This is a genomic window from Carnobacterium jeotgali MS3 (assembly GCF_000745125.1).
Classification (GTDB): Bacteria; Bacillota; Bacilli; order Lactobacillales; family Carnobacteriaceae; genus Carnobacterium_B; species Carnobacterium_B jeotgali.
The window spans coordinates 199,161-216,450 of sequence record NZ_JQNF01000005.1 but is presented as its reverse complement, the minus strand read 5'-3'; the positions used below and the strand labels follow the sequence as shown (position 1 = coordinate 216,450).

The following is a 17,290-nucleotide window of genomic DNA, read 5'->3' as shown; positions in this document are numbered from 1 at the left end:
ACTAAAAAGTACTGTAAACAAACAGAAGAATCATCTGTTTGTTTACAGTACTTTTTTAATTCAAGTTATTTTTCTTATTTAATAATTTTGCTCTTTTCTGACTCATTTTAGCAAGTCGCGAATGTGTCTCTTCTTTTAAAGGAATAATAGTAAGAACTTGCTCACCTTCAATCGTTACCTCATACAGTTCCCCGATGCGATAATTTTCTGGTAACAAATCTTTTGTCACATGATATGATGGACCTTCATCAGGAATAAATCGAGCTAGTTCGCCTTCAATCTCTTCAAGCATCATCTTCATCAAGATTCTCTCCCTTTTCAGTTTGAATACTGTAGGTTCCATCTTCATGAATAGTAACAGTAATCGTTCCATTTTCAATCGTTCCATATACCGGAATAGACTGTTCCCTCAAACGATTAATCGCTTCTTCACCAGGATGACCATAGCTATTGTTTTTGCCTGCTGAAAAAATAGCAAATTCTGGTTGACTGGCCTGGATCCACTCTTGGCTAGTACTTGTATCGGATCCATGATGCCCCATCAAGATAAAGTCTGCTGTAACATCCATTCTAGCTTCAACAATCGCTTTTTCAATACTTTGAGAAGCATCCCCACTGAATAACCCAATTACTTGATTGACAGTAATTTTAGTAATTATTGAGTCATCATTTTGATCGTCGTCTGACTGCTCATTTGGACTTATGACCTCAATTTGAAAAGGTCCTACTTGTTTATTTTCACCAGCTTTTGGTTCACTGTATATGGCATTACTTTCATCTACAGCATCCAATACTCGTTCGTAAATTTTACTAGTAGCATCATTTCCATTCATCCAAACCTCTTTAACATCATAATAGTTAATGATGAGATCTCCATAACCAATATGATCTGAATCATTATGCGTAAAGATAAGAAGATCAATCGTTCCACCTGTTCCAACATATTGATCCAATTGTTGAATAATTTTCTTATCTTTATCTTCATAACGACCACTATCTATTAAAATAGTTGTGCCATCTTCGGCTTGAATTAGTGTTGCTGATCCTTGACCAGCATCTAAGAAACGAATGGTCGTTTCTTGATTTTTTGTTTGATCAACTTCTTCTTTTTCTGGATTAAAGATAGCCACTAATTCTTCTTTAAATGACTCTATTCTTTCATTTAACGTAAGGCCAGTCTGCTTATTTTCTCCTAAAAATAATCCCATAAAAAAAACAATTAAAAGCACAATTCCAGTAAAAATCCATTTTGTTCGTTGTTCTTTTTGTTTCTTGGTCATCTTTTTTTTCTTTCTATTTGCCACAGATGTTCATCCTCTTCTAGCGCAAATACTGCTATCTATTTAGTCGTATTCGCTCATTCACTAACGTCCTTCTAAACTAAATAATTCATAAACAATGCAGCAATGTTAAAGTAAATCAATACACTGGTTAAATCTGTCAGTGTTGTAATAAATGGGCCACTAGCAACGGCAGGATCGAACCCTAATCTTTCCATCAATATAGGGATAAAACTTCCTGCAAGATTGGCAATGGTTATGGCTACCAACATCGCTATTCCAATCACTAATCCTAAAATGAAATTTTGTTGCCAAAATCCTACTGCTAAGAAGATGGTCACACCTGTCACAAGACCAGTGATTAGCCCAGAAGCTATTTCACTCATAATCAATTTTCCAAAGTTTTTTTTATTTTCATCATTATCAGCTAATTTTCGAACAGCTACAGCTAGTGATTGAGTTCCTGCATTTCCTGCCGTTCCTGTTATTAAGGATATAAATACAGCTAAAATGCTAGCTTCACTAATCATTTCTTCATAATTGCTGATTAAAGTTGAGGTTCCTATTCCAAGAAACAATAATATAATTAACCATGGCAGTCTTTTTGATGCCACGACAAACGGATTTTCAGATCGTTCTTCTACATCGACTCCGGCTAAACCAGAGTAATCACTGGCCGCTTCATCATTAATAACGTCAATAATATCATCTATCGTGATGATCCCAATTAATCGTTCTTCGTTATCTACTACTGGAATCGCTAGAAAGTCATAATCTTGCATCGTACGTGCAACGTCTCTTTGATCATCATTGCCATTGACGAATACTAAACGGTCTCCCATGATGTCTGAAATCATTTCATCGTCTTCATGTACAATCAAGTCTCTTAACGAGATGACACCTACTAAACGTCTATTTGAATCGACTACATAGACATAATAAATCGTTTCAGCTTCTGGCGCCTTCTTTTTTAATATCGCCATAGCCGATTGTATTGTCTGATTTGCAAAAATTGAAATGTACTCAGTTGTCATAATTGAACCAGCTGTATCATCTTCATACTTCAATAATTTGTTAATACCCTCAACATCTTCTTTAGGCATTAAACTCAAGTATTTTTTGATTGTAATCGGTTCTAACTGATTCAGCATATCTACAGCATTATCGCGGTACATTTCACTTAGCATATCTGCAGCATATTGTGGATTCATTTCTTCTAAATATTTTTCGACCGATTCTTCTTCTTCCTCAAGAATTTCAAACATATCTGCCATTTCTTTTGGAGATAAGAAGTTATACGTTCTTAACCGTTCATTTTCTGATAAGGATAGATAAACTTGGCTTTGTTCATAAACGTGTAATTCTAAAAAATTCTCTCTAAATAATGTAATATCTTGAGTAGCTAAATAACCTTTTAATTGTTCTATTTGTTCTTCAAATTCCATTTGTACTTCTTTCAAGGGCTACACCCCTTTCTAAGTTCGTTCCATTAACTATTAACCTTTTGCTGCTGATGTAGCCATTGGGTAATGTCTTCTGGGTAATCAAGTTTAAGGTTTATTTTTTTATCTGTAAAAGGATGTTTAAAATTTAATTCTCTACAATGCAATGCTTGTCTTACTATCCACTCATTTTTTTTACCGCCGTATAAGTCATCTCCCATTAGCGGATGACCTATATGAGCAAAATGGACCCTAATTTGATGTGTCCTACCTGTATGCAATTGAATATCCACTAAAGTGGCTTGCGGGAAAGCTTCTTTTATCCAATACTCTGTTAAAGCTTCTTTCCCAGATTCATGAGCTCTTCGAGTGATAATCGAATCTGTGGTTCGCGCAATTGGTGCATCAATAAACCCATGTTCAGATTCATTGAATTGTCCACTGATTAAGGCAGTATATTTTTTTGTGATCTCTTTAGCTCTTAATTTTTCATCCATTAATGCATGTGCGTATCCGTGTTTAGCAAACAACATAAGACCGGTAGTATCACGGTCAAGTCGCGTTACGATATGAATGACCTGGTCATCATAATTTTGACGTACATAATACCCTTTTACTCGATTAGCCATAGTTCCTTCAGGATGTACTTGAGATGGTACTGAAGCTACACCAAAAGGTTTATTTACAACCAAGTAATGCTCATCTTCATACACAATGTCAATGGGAATATCAATGGGAATCGTTGTTTCATGAGGAGCTTCATCGGGAATCGTAATTTGGACAGTATCTTTATTTTTCAAAAGATAGCGTACCGTTACTTCAATCTCATTGACTTCAATTTTCCCTCCATGAAACTTTATTTTTGCTAGTAAACTACGTGAAATTCCTTTTGTTTTTAGGTATGACTTCACTTGTAAACTAGCTGGCAAATCATATATCCAACTAAATTTCATATTTTTTTTTCGCTCCAATAAAAGCATCTTCAACTCGACTCCAGAAATGAGTATGTCGGTATCGAGCAAAGTGAATACGTTCTTTCGCAATGCTATAAGTTAATTCAGTAATATTCTTCTCAGAAGAAGTTAACTGGTCAATCGTTAAGACAAATCCATCTGTAGTTAGGGGTTTTATCCTAATCCATTCATCTCGTGCTACTATCAATGGAGATCCTAAAATACGAAAAACTCGGTTGTTGATAGGCGCAATCTCAGTTAGTTGTAGTGCTTCAAGTCGTGGATGGATAACAGCTCCTCCAACAGATTTATTATAACCTGTTGAACCAGTAGGGGTTGAGATACACAGTCCATCCCCTCTAAACCTTTCAAATAATTCATCCTTTATGAAGACATCACATACCATAGTCCCATCTATCCGTTTCATTGTTGACTCATTTAGTGATAAAAAGTGTGATGATTCTTTTTGCCCTTGATAAGTAACTTTCACATCAAGCAAAGGATAACTGACACTTTCTCCTTTATCATTGAGCAGACTTTCAACAAGTTCTACTAATTCATAATCTCGCCAATCAGTATAGAAGCCTAAATGTCCCGTATGCACTCCTACAAACCTTACTTGGTGAAGCATATGGGCATATCTGTGAAAAGCGGACAATAGCGTCCCATCTCCACCAATCGTTACAACCACATCTGGATCTTTATCATCGAGCAGAAGGTGATTTTCCAAGCAGAGTATCCGAAATTGTTCGGCTAGCTTTAAAGATTGCTCAACGTTATTATTAACTACTGCTATTTTCAAAGCTATTTCCCCCTTTTTCCATTTAAACATGTTGCTGTAGCTGCTTCAATCAATATGCATCACAAAAAATCATTGTTACTTGACGGTTCATTAATAACTGTTCTTTTATTATTAGAAAATAGATGCTGTGCTTCTTGTATTTCTTCTCTAATTTGAGACATCTCTTCGTCTAGCTGAAACGCGGCCTCTGCAGCTCTCTTTAAGCGTAAATTGATGGCATCTGGAAACTCACCTTGGTATTTGTAATTTAAAGAGTGCTCAATAGTTGCCCAAAAATTCATAGCCAATGTTCGTACTTGTATCTCAACTAATATCTTTTTTTCACCATGAATCAATTGCACTGGGTATTCGAATACGACATGATACGAACGGTATCCACTTTCTTTCTTATTTGTGATATAATCTCGCTCTTCGATTATTTTCATATCGTTCCGACTTCTTAAAAGTCTGACCACTTCATGAATATCCTCTACAAATTGACACATAATTCGTAATCCTGCTATGTCTTGCATTTCAGTCTCTAAGTTCTCAAAAGCAATATTCCTTAGTGCTGCTTTTCCAATGATACTATTTACTGGCTTTACTCTTCCAGTAACAAATTCAATTGGTACATGCATATTTCCTTTAGTGTATTCTTTACGAATACCTTTTAATTTAATTTTCAATTCTTCAACAGCCTGATTGTAAGGCGTTAAGAAATCTTCCCAATTTTTATCCACCATTTTATACCCTCTTTTAGGAACTTATGATTTTGCACTTTTTCAAAGTGCTTTGTAGATTCATTTTAACATATTTAACTAAAAAGAAGAAATAGACTAAAATAGAAATAAGATGGTATGATTGGTGAACAAAATCAGTGCCAGAAGAACAAACTATTAGTGCACTGAGTAAACTAATTCTAAATAGGAAGTGAAACAAATATCTCAACAAGTAGAAATTGAATTTAAAAATAGTTTAACAAAGAATGAATTCACACAATTAATAAGCAGTTTAAACTTAACTGAGAAAGATTCTTATCTCCAAGAAAACTATTATTACGATACGAAAGATTGGAAGCTAAAAAATTCCCACTCGGCTTTACGTATTCGTTTATTTTCAGATTCAGCTGAACAAACTTTAAAAACGCCTTTTGAACAAAATCTTTTAGAAACAACTGATGCTTTATCTTTAAAACAAGCCAAACTTTTTTTGAACACTCATACTATCGCATCAAAGGGTCATGTAGCTAAGCAATTAAGTGTTTTACAAATCGATTTAAATGAACTTGTTTTGTTTGGTTCTTTAACCACAAAGCGTTACGAAAAGAAAATCGATCAAGGATTAATTGTATTAGATGAAAGTTCTTATGGTACTAAAGTAGATTATGAATTAGAATTTGAAACAAGCTCTCGTGAAGTGGGTGAAGTTTATTTCGACCGTTTTCTGAAGCATCATTCCATTGAAAAACGACCGACAAAAAATAAAATCGTTCGAATGATGGAATCTAAATGACTGATAATCACTGATTATTAAAGGATTCGTCATTAAATGTGGCGACTTTGTTACAAGACATAATGAGTTTTGTTCAAAAATGAGACCCTTTATTATATTTTTTTAGCTATTTTTGATAAAGTGTATTTGTTAACAAAAACAGAACACGTATATAGATTTAAAAATACTAAGGCTAAGGTGAAGATAAATGTTCTCAACTACTCATACTAAAAATGAATCCACTCTTAATGAAATGTTTGAAATTTATTTATTTATTAATCCAATCGACTCAACTTGTTTACAAGCCGAAAAAGAAGTTTTAAATTTTATTGAGAATTCTACTGGTAAAATTCGTGTGAATTTCGTTCCAGTTCATAATTTGAGTACAGTTACTCAATACCTTGCTACAAACAACTTGTCAAAAGGTGATTTAAAATTACGCAATACTGTATGTTCTGTGACATATGATATTTGTCTATATTATACCGCTGCAACTATGCAAGGAAAGAAAAAAGGACGTAACTTCTTAATAGAATTGCAAACTGCACTACTTGAAGAAAAAGAACCTTTTTCAGAGCATCTTATATTAGAAGTTGCTAAAAAAGTTAAACTGGACATTCCTATGTTTCTAGAAGATAAAGAATTAGATTTCACAAAAACGTCTTTTGAAGCCGATCAAAAATTGGCTCGCGAGATGAGTATTTCTAGTGCTCCTTCCTGTGTATTATTTAGCGACCACCATAAAGAGCATGGGTTATTGATTGAAGAAGGCATTACAGTAGAATTGTTGCAAGCACTGCATAATCCTAATCCTATGATTATCGAAGCCAGAAATCAAATGATCTCTAAAACAGACATCCATTCAATGAATAAAGCAGCATTGCAAGTACTATAAAATTTTCATTTTATACTCTAGCACAAATAAAAACACTAAGCCAAGGCTTAGTGTTTTTATTTGTTTATACTTTATTTTTTTAACGTTTCAATAAGTGTTTCTAACTCATTTAATCTTGACTCGAAAACTTTCATAGCATCTTCTATATAAGTTTTCTCAGTCATATCTACTCCCGCTTTTTTCATTACTTCGATAGGATAATCACTGTTTCCAGATTTTAAATAAGTCAAGTATTTGTCTAATGCCCCTTCTTCACCTTTAACGATTTTATCAGCTAAAGCAGTAGCAGCTGAAAAACCTGTCGAATATTGGTAAACATAATAATTATAATAAAAGTGAGGTATTCTAGTCCATTCCAAAGCGATTTCAGGATCTTTTTCAACATCTGGACCATAATAACGTGCATTCAGTTCACCATAATAATTAGTTAAAAATTCACTGGTTAAAGGTGTTCCTTTTGCTGCTTCTTCATGGATGAAATGTTCAAATTCTGCAAACTGAGTCTGTCTGAAAATTGTACCTTTAAATCCATCCAAATAATGATTTAAAACATATGCTCTAACTTTTGGATCTTTTTGTGTTTCTAATAAATAATCAGTCAAAATATTTTCATTTGTAGTAGACGCTATTTCTGCTAAAAAGATAGAATAATCTCCATACACATAGGGCTGATTGGTTCTTGTATAGTAACTATGAGCGCTGTGACCTAATTCATGGACAAGTGTATATAGATGGTTTAAAGAGTCATGCCAATTTAATAGGATGTAAGGATTTGTTTCATATGCTCCTGAAGAGTATGCTCCACTTCTTTTGCCTTCATTTTCTATAACATCTATCCAGCGATTATTAAAAGCCTTCTTCAAAACGGATAGGTATTCCTCGCCAAGTGGTTGTAACGCTTTCAAGGTCTCAGCTTCAGCTTCTTCATACGTATATTTGATACCTGCTTCGCCACTAATAGGTGTGTACATATCATACATATGAAGCTCTTCTACATTTAATAATTCTTTTCTTAGAGCAACATAGCGATGCAGTAAAGGTAAGTGGTCATGTACAACATCTAGTAATGTATCATAAACAGATTCTGGAATATGATTGTTGCTTAATGCTTTTTCACGTGCAGATTGATAATGATGCACTTTTGCATTGTAATTATGGTATTTAACATGCGAAGAAAGCGTACTTGAGAAAGTATTTTGTAAGCCTTCATATACTTTGTAAAGATTTTTAAAAGCAGCTTCACGAACAGAACGGTTGGTACTTTCTATTAATTGTCCATAGACTCCATGTGATAATTGAATATCATTGCCATTTTCATCTTTGATTGTTGGAAATGTGATATCTGCATTATTTAATATATTAAATGTCCGACTTGAAGCGTTAAAAATCTCTCCTGCTCCTGCTAATAATGCTTCTTCGTTAGCACTTAAAACATGTTTTCTAGCGGCTGTTAATTGATTAATAAAATGTTTGTAAATAGCCAGTTCTTCATTTTCGCTAAAGTATTGCTCCAATTTTTCTTCTGGTAGTTCTAATACCTCAGGTTCGAACCATGAGATAGCCTCATTAGCCTGTGTTGCTAGTTTAGTAGCCTGTTCATACATCCCTTGGTAGGTAGAGTTCGTTGTATCTTGATCATTTTTTAATTGAGCATATACATATAAGGTTTCTAATTGATTAGATAAACCTAAAATAACTTGGATCGCTTTTAAGAAACTTTCAGATCCATTAGTCAATGTGCCTTTATAGGCTCCAGCAGACTCTATTGTTTTTTCTAATTCTTTATATGACTGTTCAAACTCTTCATCAGATTTAAAAATAACACCTAGGTCCCAGGTCCATTCACTAGGTACCTTATCTCTTTTTGGTAATTGTTTTGATTCATCCATTTAAAAACCTCCTCTAAATTTTCTTATGTTTAATAGTACCATAAAAATCTTTAGAATAAAGTTAATTTCATTTAGTTACTTTCACATTCGATTCAGTTGCAAACGAATAGTCTAAAGCTAAGAAATCAGCTATCTTTTCCTTTTCATTTTCATACCGTTGGGGTTCTCTTTGTACCATCCAATCAGAATTAGAAATAACAGATAACAAACCTCTTTCAGTTAAAAGGGCCATAAAACTATCGATGCACCTTTTTTTACTCTCAAGCGAGATAAGGGGCATTAAATGAAAGACAAGTTCATTATTTTGGATCATCACAAAAAACTTATTGTGTACTTCCTTTTTAGAGATAACCTCACCACTATTTCTGTTCATGATCCATTCTAATAACTGATATTTCCAAAAATAAGGTAACGTCTTAATAAACAATTGATTTTTTACTGGTAAATAGACTTCAACAGGCAAAGAAATTAAAGAGTCTCCTCTTTTATAAATATACTTTTGAAAAGCAACAATTTCCGGTACTTGGTAATTTCTGCCTCTATTCAAAGAACTTTGACTTTTAATCAACTGGTTTTTTAATTCATTTTGTTTGGCTTTTGAGATATGTAATAACCTCTCTTTAATGTTATCTAAGTTTGTATTTGCTTTAGTTAACTCAATATGGGCAGAATAAGAAGCAATCTGTGATGAATTGCCATATTGGTTAATATTGAAATGAACTGTTAATGTGCTTTTATCAACATGTAATTCTAAAAAATAGCAGCCTATTTTTTTATGTTCCTTAATAAATAATTTTTGGAAACTTGTTAGTTTATGTTTAAAATGATAACTTCCACCTAAAATCCAATAAACTTTATACCCATTTTCAATATATCCATTCGTTCGTTCAATCATGCGTTGGGCGGATAGAGAACTACATTGAAATTCAATAGCAACTGGTGTCTGCTCATCTAACCAAATTAACAAATCAGGCCGCTGCTTTAAGTTTAGCAAATATGCTTCCAATTGACAGGGAATATTTTGGTGTATGAACCACTGATAAAGCATGGCTTTACCTGAGACATGTTCTTCAGTTTCGCCTTCTGAAAAAACAGCACAATCACTCTTTTGAAAATGGGTAAAATGAGCTTGTTTGATTAATCCCTTCTTAAGAAAAACGAGTTCTTTACAGTTTGGACAAAAATATTCAGTCTTTTGTTTGATATTTCTTTGCACATTCATCGCATTAACGTAAACGTTCTCATTATTCACTGCAACTAGCATCACTATTTTCCCCCTTCAAACATTTCATACTTTAATTATCCGCAAAAAGGTGTGAATACTATTTTTATGCATATAAAAAAGGGATCTATAATCTTTAGTGTTGATAGTTAAGTTAAATTAATGACACGAATTTATTTCTGGAGGAATAGGGGTTTCTTGTATCCATGTACAGGATTCAATGCGAATTACAAAACGTTAGCGCTTCAGCGATTACGTTTTGTTTGAGGCTTGAAAGCCTGAAGACATCTTTCAGGCTTCAGGCGATGCCATGGCTCTCCACAAGCAAACCCGTCTATTCCGGAAGAAATTTATTTTATTCTATCCACACTATTTGATGAAAAAACTAAAAAAGATCAAAGAAAGTAATTCTTTCTTTGATCTTTTCAAACTATATTAGTGAATTTATTTAAAATAGTGACGTGTTAATTCAAGTGCCTTTTTCTCCATGATCATTTTGCCATGCTCTTCTAAGATTCCTTGAGTAACTGGTGTCTTTTCAGCAAACTCTAGTGCAAGTGCGATTTCTTCATCAGCACTTCTTTCAGTCATTTCATCAATGAAAAAGACTAAATTTAAATAATATCTTTCTTTATACAGATATAGATTAGATAACGCATTGTCTAAATGCATCATTTTAGCCAATTCAATCATATCTTCAAACTCATTTAACCTTAAAACAACTTCTTGTGTTTCATCTTCAAAATGTTCAATTTCAGCTTCTTTTTCAGATTTATTTAAATTTTGTACCATTTGTTTTTTTATATATTGAGAAAATTCATCTGAATTAAGATTCTCAGATGCTGAAGAAAATTCTAACTGATCGTTTATTGGACCACCTTTACTAATAAACAATTCTAAGCCGGTTCCACTTGGCAGTACTTGAAATGTAATGGCATCAGATTCATGGAACTGTTCTTCTACATCTACTTCTTCTAAAATACTATAAAAGAAATTTTCAATTTGTTTATGATTTCCTAAAAGGTCTAAAAAGGTTACGCCTCTTTCTTCTAAATCAGCGTTCTCAATTAATACTCGTATGGTGTTTTCATTAATATGTTCCATTTCCATAGTCCTACACCTCATTTCTCTTCTTCATAGTTAAAAAGCAGTTTAACTTATGAATAATCTATATAACCATTCTAAAGGAAATAAATTAAATGTAAAGTTAAAAGTGCCAAAAAAAAACTACAACACCTTCCAGATGCGTAGTTTTGAACTATTATTAATAACCTACTATAAGTTGAGCTTGTTTCAATTCAAGTGCTCTTACTTCGCGAGGCAAGAAACGACGAATTTCATCTTCGTTATAGCCTACTTGCAGTCTTTTTTCATCTACCATAATTGGTCGACGTAGAAGACCTGGATTTTCTTGAATTAAATCAAACATTTCATTTAAAGGTAAATCATCTAAATCGACATTCAGTTCTTGGAATACTTTAGAACGAGTCGAAATGATTTCTTCTGTGCCGTCTTCAGTCATTCTTAAAATAGACTTAATTTCACCGATCGTCAATGGTTCTGAGAAGATATTTCTTTCATTATAAGTAATACCATTTTCTTCTAACCAAGCTCTGGCTTTACGACATGATGTACAACTAGGCGATGTATATAAAGTTACCATATGTTATTCTCTCCTTTTTTAATCAGATAGATTGTTCAAAAAAATTGAGGATTGTTAATGAAACTATGAAATGCCTTACAAGTTTATTATAAAACATTCATTTTGAAAATACTACCCCTTTTGCCATCTTTTTGTCACTTTATAGTAAAATTTACATTAATTTTACAGATTGTTTTTTTCTGCAGTTCATCTTTTCATATTAGAAACCTTTATTTAACAACGTTTATCTCAGAATAAGACCAATGATAATTAATGCAAATAAGAATTCATTACAAATAATATTTTGTTTGAAAGTAAACATTTTTTTAATGCAAGAATTTTTCAACTTAGTTAAGCCTAGTGCACAAAACTATTAGAGAATGGGTTAGCCTATAACCGTTCTAAAACCTAAAATGAAGCACCTTAGTCACTGCTAACTAGAGTTACCTTATCTGTATCACAACTTCAGTCTAGGAAGTACCAGTAGCCTTTTACAAGCATAATCCTTCTTTTTGAGAACATTTCATCTTATTGAACTAACACCATTTTTTTTAAGGCTCTATACTTTTTAGTGTTGATAGATGAATTTAGTTCATGCTTAACATTCTGGAGGAATAGGATTGCTTGTAGCCCTGTAAAGTATTCAATGTGAATGACACAGCTTTAACGCTTTAACGCTTTAGCGATTAAGCTGTGTTTGAGGCTTGAAAGTCCTTAAGACTTTAGGCTTAAGAACTTTCAAGCAAATCCGTCTATTCCGAAAGAAGTTTTAGAAGCAGCCACACCATTTGACGAAGAGCCGAGTTTTCGTAATCGCATCCTGCTGTCTTGTACTACACAAAATAAAAAATGAAGGCTTTAAGAAATCATCTTCTTAAAACCTTCACCTTAACTTTTATTTAATTGGATAGTTTACTCACCAACACTATTTGACATAGAGCCTAGATTCAACATGACTGTTGAATCTATAGCTTCTTTTTATTTTATTTTTTGTAATTTGCTTTTTTTTCTTTTAAAGCTGCTATATCAGATTCTCTACAATAAACAAAGTGTCCAGGAGAAATTTCACGTAGCTCTTCTGGTTCTCCATTTGATTCACGAGGAATATAAGGAGTACGGACACGATTGCGTTCGTATTCAGGATCTGGTAAAGGTACAGCAGACAATAAACTTTCCGTATAAGGATGTAAAGGCGTGTTGTATACTTCATCAGCAGGAGCTAATTCAAGCAATTTACCCGTATTCATTACACCGATACGATCACTAATGTATTTAACCATTGATAAGTCATGGGCAATAAACAAAAATGTTAAATTTTGAGTTTTTTGCAATTCCATCAATAAGTTTACTACTTGTGCTTGGATAGAAACATCCAATGCAGATATTGGTTCATCGGCGATGATAAACTTAGGCTTAACTGCTAAAGCTCTAGCAATTCCGATACGTTGGCGTTGTCCACCTGAAAATTCATGCGGGTAACGTGAAGCATGATCTGGATTCAAACCAACCGTTTTCAATAAATCATCAACTTGTTGGTTTCTGTCCTCAGTAGAACTAGCTAATCCATGGATATCAATACCTTCAGCAATGATATCACGGACTTTCATTTTAGGATTTAAAGATGCATAAGGATCTTGGAAAATCATTTGCATTTCTCTTCTAAATTTCAACATATCTTTTTTACCAGTTATATCATGAACTTTTGTGCCTTCAAAATCAATTTCTCCAGCTGTCGGATCATACAAACGAATAATTGAACGACCTGTTGTTGATTTACCTGAACCAGATTCACCAACTAAACCAAAAGTTTCACCTTTATAAATATCAAAAGTAACATCATCAACTGCACGAACTTCATTTTTTGTACCTTTATTGAAGTACTGTTTCAGACCTTTAACTTCTAAGATTTTTTCTCTATTTTCCATTTAGTTTACCCCTCCTTTGACTTGAGTCTTAGCATATTTTGGGGCAAATTTTTCTTCGTAAATTTTTTGACGCGCTTTAATTTCTGGTGGTGGCTCAACTGCAGGTGCATCCGGATGCAATAACCATGTTGAAGCTAAGTGTGTTTCAGAAACTTTAAAATACGGTGGTTCTAATTCTGTATCAATTTTCATTGCAAATGCATTACGTGGAGCAAATGCATCTCCTTTTGGAGGATCCAATAAATCTGGTGGTGTTCCAGGAATAGCATACAATGTTTCAGTAATTTCTAATGTCGGCATAGAACTGATCAATCCCCATGTATATGGGTGTTGAGGATTATAGAATATTTCATCTACTGTTCCAATTTCTACAATTTTACCTGCATACATTACTGCAACACGATCAGCTACGTTAGCAACTACACCTAAATCATGGGTAATAAAGATAATAGATGTAGCAATTTTCTTTTGCAATTCTTTCATTAAATCTAAAATTTGAGCTTGGATAGTTACATCTAATGCTGTTGTTGGCTCATCGGCAATTAATACCTCAGGGTTACATGCAAGAGCAATAGCAATAACAATACGTTGTCTTTGTCCACCAGAAAATTGGTGAGGATATTGTTTCATACGTCTTTCTGCATCTGGTAAACCTACTAAGTTCAATAGTTCTAAAGCTCTTTTTCTCGCATCATCTTTACTTAATTTTTGATGCAATCGAATGGGTTCAGAAATTTGTTTACCAATTGTCATTGTTGGATTTAGAGAAGTCATCGGATCTTGAAAAATCATTGCAATTTCTTTACCACGAATACCTTGCATTTCTTTTTCAGATTTTTTAATAAGATCTTCACCATTAAATAGAATTTCACCATTCTCAACATTTGCATTTTGTGATAACAAACGCATGATGCTACGCGTTGTAACAGATTTCCCAGAACCGGATTCTCCTACAATTGCTAGCGTTTCACCTTTTTTTAAATCAAAACTGACACCGCGGATAGCTTTTACTTTACCAGCATAGGTGTCGAATGTAATTTCCAAATCTTTAACTTCTAATACATTACTCATTCGTTTTCACCTCGCTAATCTTTCATTTTTGGATCAAATGCATCACGCAGACCATCGGCTAATAAGTTAAATGATATCATCAAAATACAAATAACTGCTGCTGGATACCACATTAAATGAGGTAGGAAGCGGAAAGTTTTGTATCCGTCATTAATCAATGTTCCTAATGAAGCAGTTGGTGCTGGAATCCCTATACCGATGAAACTTAAGAAAGCTTCGAAGAAAATGGCAGAAGGAATTGAGAACATTGTTTGAATAATGATAACACCAGATAAGTTTGGAATTAAATGTTTAAATGCAATTTTAAGTGGTGATTCGCCCAAAGTACGAGCAGCTAAAATATATTCTTGATTTTTTAATTTTAACGTTTGTGCCCTGACTACCCTGGCCATTGAAATCCACCCAGTAATAGCTAAAGCAATAATAATAGATGTGATTCCTGGTTTCAATACCAATAGCATCAAGATAACGACAACTAGATTGGGAACACCAGAAAGAACTTCTAAGACACGTTGCATGAAGTTATCAATTCTTCCACCACACCATCCTGAAACTAAACCATAAGTTACACCTATAGTTAAATCAAATAGTGCTGCTACAAAAGCGATAATTAACGATACTCGAGTACCATAAAGAATACGTGAAAGTAAATCACGACCTAAACTATCTGTACCTAAAATATAGTATTGATCTTCTGGAACATTTTTTTCAGCATATTTGTCTACACGGTTTTCTCCAACTTTTTGAGTTCCATTTAAACCGTCGATACCGATTCCTGGAATTTTAGGTGGCAAACTTGCAAACTCTACTGTTTGAACATTTGGATCATGAGGTGCAACAATTGGTGCTGCAACTGTAAGAATAATCATAATTATCAGAACAAACAGACTAACAACAGCTGCTTTATTTTTTTTCAATCTTCTCCATGAGTCTTGTATAAAGCTTAATGAAGGTGCTGCAATTTTTTCATTATCTACCATACTTGACTCAGTAGCTGGAGCAAACATATCAGGAGACAGATTTTTTAATTCATCTGCAACAGGAGTATTTTCTTGTTTATGCATTATTTGTCCCCTCCTTCAGTAGAAACACGAATACGCGGATCAATTACTCCGTATAAAATATCTACAACTAAAATAATAAATACAAGCATAGCTGAATAAAGAATAGTTACACCCATAATAGTTGGGTAATCATTTGTCATGATTGATTTAACGAATTGTTCACCAATACCAGGAATAGCATAGATATTTTCTACAACCATTGAACCTGTCATTAAACCAACAGCCATAGGCCCTAAGATTGTTACTAATGGAATCAAAGCATTACGAACACCATGCTTAAATGCCACTGTCCATCTGCTTAACCCTTTTGCTCTTGCTAACTCAACATAATCACTACTTAAGACATCTACCATCTCAGTTCTAATAAAACGAGCTGAGTCTGCTAGTGGGGAGATTGCTAATGCTAATGTAGGAAGAACAGATGAACTGAATCCGCCATCCCATAAAGCGATTGGGAACCATTGTAAATATACCCCAAATATTAATTGCAACAGAACAGCTATAACAAAGTTAGGAATAGATCTTCCTAAAATAGCTGAAAAAGTTGCAAGCGTATCAATCCAAGTATTTTGATACATTGCTGCTATTACACCTAACACAATACCAAGTATCGTCCCTAGTGCAACGGCTTGTATACCTAGCTGCAAGGACGGACCTATACGCGTAGATAGAAGTTTTGTTACTGGAGTATTGCTAAATTGGAATGACACTCCTAAATCTCCTTGAAGTAATCCTCCGATATACACTAAATACTGAACCGGAACTGGTTCATTCAATCCATATTGTTCATTCATAATATAGATTTGTTCTTCTGAAAGTTTATCCTGGTTACTATATGGAGTACCTGGTAAAAGTTTCATTAAGAAGAAAGTAATCGATGCAATTAAAAATAATGTCAATAACATGTATAATACACGTTTTCCTAAAAATTTCGCATAACTTTTCATCGATTAGAGCACCTCCAATAATTTTAATTTTAATTCTCCTACAAAAAAGAATATACTATATAGAATAGCTTGTCAAAAGCAATATTGCAAAACTTTTTTGAATTATGCTATGATATTTTACTGGAAAATTATAATTAGATTAGAAAACAACGATAATACGGGTACATTTTGGCAAGATGTTCATTTATCTCTCTTTAAATATATTCATACATTTTTCATAGTATTCCTATATAATATAATTTAGCACTAGTGCATATATACTCTTAAGGAGGAAAAACAGTGAAACAAAAAATAACACCTATCCGCGTCTTTATGGTGTCGCTCCTTTTATGTTTATTCATTGAACTGATTATCTATAAAGAGCTGTCATTTTATCATACTACAAATTTAACTTTTTATGGAGCCTCCCTATTTCTCATTATAGGTCTTTTTGGCGCATCTTTTTCATCTGGTTTTTTTGATTTTTTTAATTATAGTATGCGAAAATTTGCTTTTAATATACGAAATAGTAGACATTCCGATGAAGAATTCACTATTAAACCACTTTCAAAAGTAATCGGCAAAGGGTATAGCTTCTTTTTAAAAGTCGGTTCAGCATTATTAGCAGTTTGTTTGCTTACTTTATTAGCTTATTATCTTATAGAAAGATAATTATTTGGTTCGCATTCTCAACAAAGACTTTAATCCA

The 17,290-nt window shown here is 33.4% G+C and carries 17 protein-coding genes; 3 read left to right on the top strand and 14 right to left on the bottom strand.

What is annotated here, in order from left to right; all coding sequences use genetic code 11:
• Positions 1–55: 55 nt before the first annotated feature.
• From BP18_RS03535 to BP18_RS03510, 6 genes are all read right to left on the bottom strand, one after another.
• Positions 56–301, bottom strand: coding sequence for a DUF3006 family protein (locus tag BP18_RS03535; protein ID WP_007723128.1), 246 nt, complete (start codon positions 299–301; stop codon positions 56–58).
• A complete protein-coding gene (locus BP18_RS03530) occupies positions 285–1,304 on the bottom strand; it encodes a ComEC/Rec2 family competence protein (RefSeq protein ID WP_029278241.1) in 1,020 nt (339 codons plus the stop codon). The genes BP18_RS03535 and BP18_RS03530 overlap by 17 nt, the downstream gene beginning before the upstream one ends.
• Before the next feature lie 71 nt (positions 1,305–1,375).
• A complete protein-coding gene (mgtE, locus tag BP18_RS03525) occupies positions 1,376–2,725 on the bottom strand; it encodes a magnesium transporter (RefSeq protein ID WP_029278243.1) in 1,350 nt (449 codons plus the stop codon).
• A 44-nt stretch (positions 2,726–2,769) separates the two neighbouring features.
• Positions 2,770–3,675 carry an RluA family pseudouridine synthase gene (locus tag BP18_RS03520; RefSeq protein ID WP_035019426.1) on the bottom strand — a complete coding sequence of 302 codons (906 nt, stop codon included), beginning with the start codon at positions 3,673–3,675 and terminating at the stop codon, positions 2,770–2,772.
• Entirely contained in the window at positions 3,665–4,477 is an 813-nt protein-coding gene (locus tag BP18_RS03515; RefSeq protein ID WP_007723136.1) for an NAD kinase, read from the bottom strand. The genes BP18_RS03520 and BP18_RS03515 overlap by 11 nt, the downstream gene beginning before the upstream one ends.
• A 59-nt stretch (positions 4,478–4,536) precedes the next feature.
• Positions 4,537–5,199: a GTP pyrophosphokinase gene (locus BP18_RS03510; protein WP_007723138.1), complete on the bottom strand. Its 663-nt coding sequence runs from the start codon at positions 5,197–5,199 to the stop codon at positions 4,537–4,539.
• Positions 5,200–5,386: 187 nt separating this feature from the next.
• Between BP18_RS03510 and BP18_RS03505 the strand changes: the two genes are divergently transcribed.
• Together BP18_RS03505 and BP18_RS03500 are read left to right on the top strand one after the other, a co-directional pair.
• Positions 5,387–5,968 carry a CYTH domain-containing protein gene (locus BP18_RS03505; protein WP_007723140.1) on the top strand — a complete coding sequence of 194 codons (582 nt, stop codon included), beginning with the start codon at positions 5,387–5,389 and terminating at the stop codon, positions 5,966–5,968.
• A 187-nt stretch (positions 5,969–6,155) separates the two neighbouring features.
• Positions 6,156–6,842, top strand: a complete 687-nt coding sequence (locus BP18_RS03500; protein ID WP_007723142.1) for a DsbA family protein — start codon at positions 6,156–6,158, stop codon at positions 6,840–6,842.
• Positions 6,843–6,913: 71 nt separating this feature from the next.
• Here BP18_RS03500 and pepF read toward each other — a convergent pair whose 3' ends face one another.
• The 8 genes from pepF to opp3b all read right to left on the bottom strand — a co-directional run bounded on the left by pepF (position 6,914) and on the right by opp3b (position 16,602).
• Positions 6,914–8,731 carry an oligoendopeptidase F gene (gene pepF, locus BP18_RS03495; RefSeq protein WP_007723145.1) on the bottom strand — a complete coding sequence of 606 codons (1,818 nt, stop codon included), beginning with the start codon at positions 8,729–8,731 and terminating at the stop codon, positions 6,914–6,916.
• A gap of 67 nt (positions 8,732–8,798) precedes the next feature.
• Positions 8,799–9,995, bottom strand: a complete 1,197-nt coding sequence (locus BP18_RS03490; RefSeq protein ID WP_007723147.1) for a competence protein CoiA — start codon at positions 9,993–9,995, stop codon at positions 8,799–8,801.
• Positions 9,996–10,397: 402 nt separating this feature from the next.
• Positions 10,398–11,063, bottom strand: coding sequence for an adaptor protein MecA (locus BP18_RS03485; protein ID WP_007723148.1), 666 nt, complete (start codon positions 11,061–11,063; stop codon positions 10,398–10,400).
• Between the two features lie 154 nt (positions 11,064–11,217).
• On the bottom strand, positions 11,218–11,616 hold the full coding sequence (gene spxA / locus BP18_RS03480) for a transcriptional regulator SpxA (protein WP_007723151.1): 399 nt from the start codon (positions 11,614–11,616) through the stop codon (positions 11,218–11,220).
• Between the two features lie 962 nt (positions 11,617–12,578).
• On the bottom strand, positions 12,579–13,520 hold the full coding sequence (locus tag BP18_RS03475) for an ABC transporter ATP-binding protein (RefSeq protein WP_007723153.1): 942 nt from the start codon (positions 13,518–13,520) through the stop codon (positions 12,579–12,581).
• Complete coding sequence (locus BP18_RS03470) at positions 13,521–14,591, bottom strand: ABC transporter ATP-binding protein (RefSeq protein ID WP_007723154.1); 1,071 nt, start codon at positions 14,589–14,591, stop codon at positions 13,521–13,523.
• A gap of 14 nt (positions 14,592–14,605) precedes the next feature.
• On the bottom strand, positions 14,606–15,655 hold the full coding sequence (gene opp3C / locus BP18_RS03465; protein WP_007723156.1) for an oligopeptide ABC transporter permease: 1,050 nt from the start codon (positions 15,653–15,655) through the stop codon (positions 14,606–14,608).
• Positions 15,655–16,602, bottom strand: a complete 948-nt coding sequence (opp3b, locus tag BP18_RS03460) for an oligopeptide ABC transporter permease (RefSeq protein WP_007723162.1) — start codon at positions 16,600–16,602, stop codon at positions 15,655–15,657. Before opp3b ends, opp3C begins: the two co-directional genes overlap by 1 nt.
• Positions 16,603–16,881: 279 nt before the next feature.
• Between opp3b and BP18_RS03455 the strand changes: the two genes are divergently transcribed.
• Positions 16,882–17,253, top strand: coding sequence for a DUF3899 domain-containing protein (locus tag BP18_RS03455; protein WP_007723164.1), 372 nt, complete (start codon positions 16,882–16,884; stop codon positions 17,251–17,253).
• Positions 17,254–17,290 lie beyond the last annotated feature (37 nt).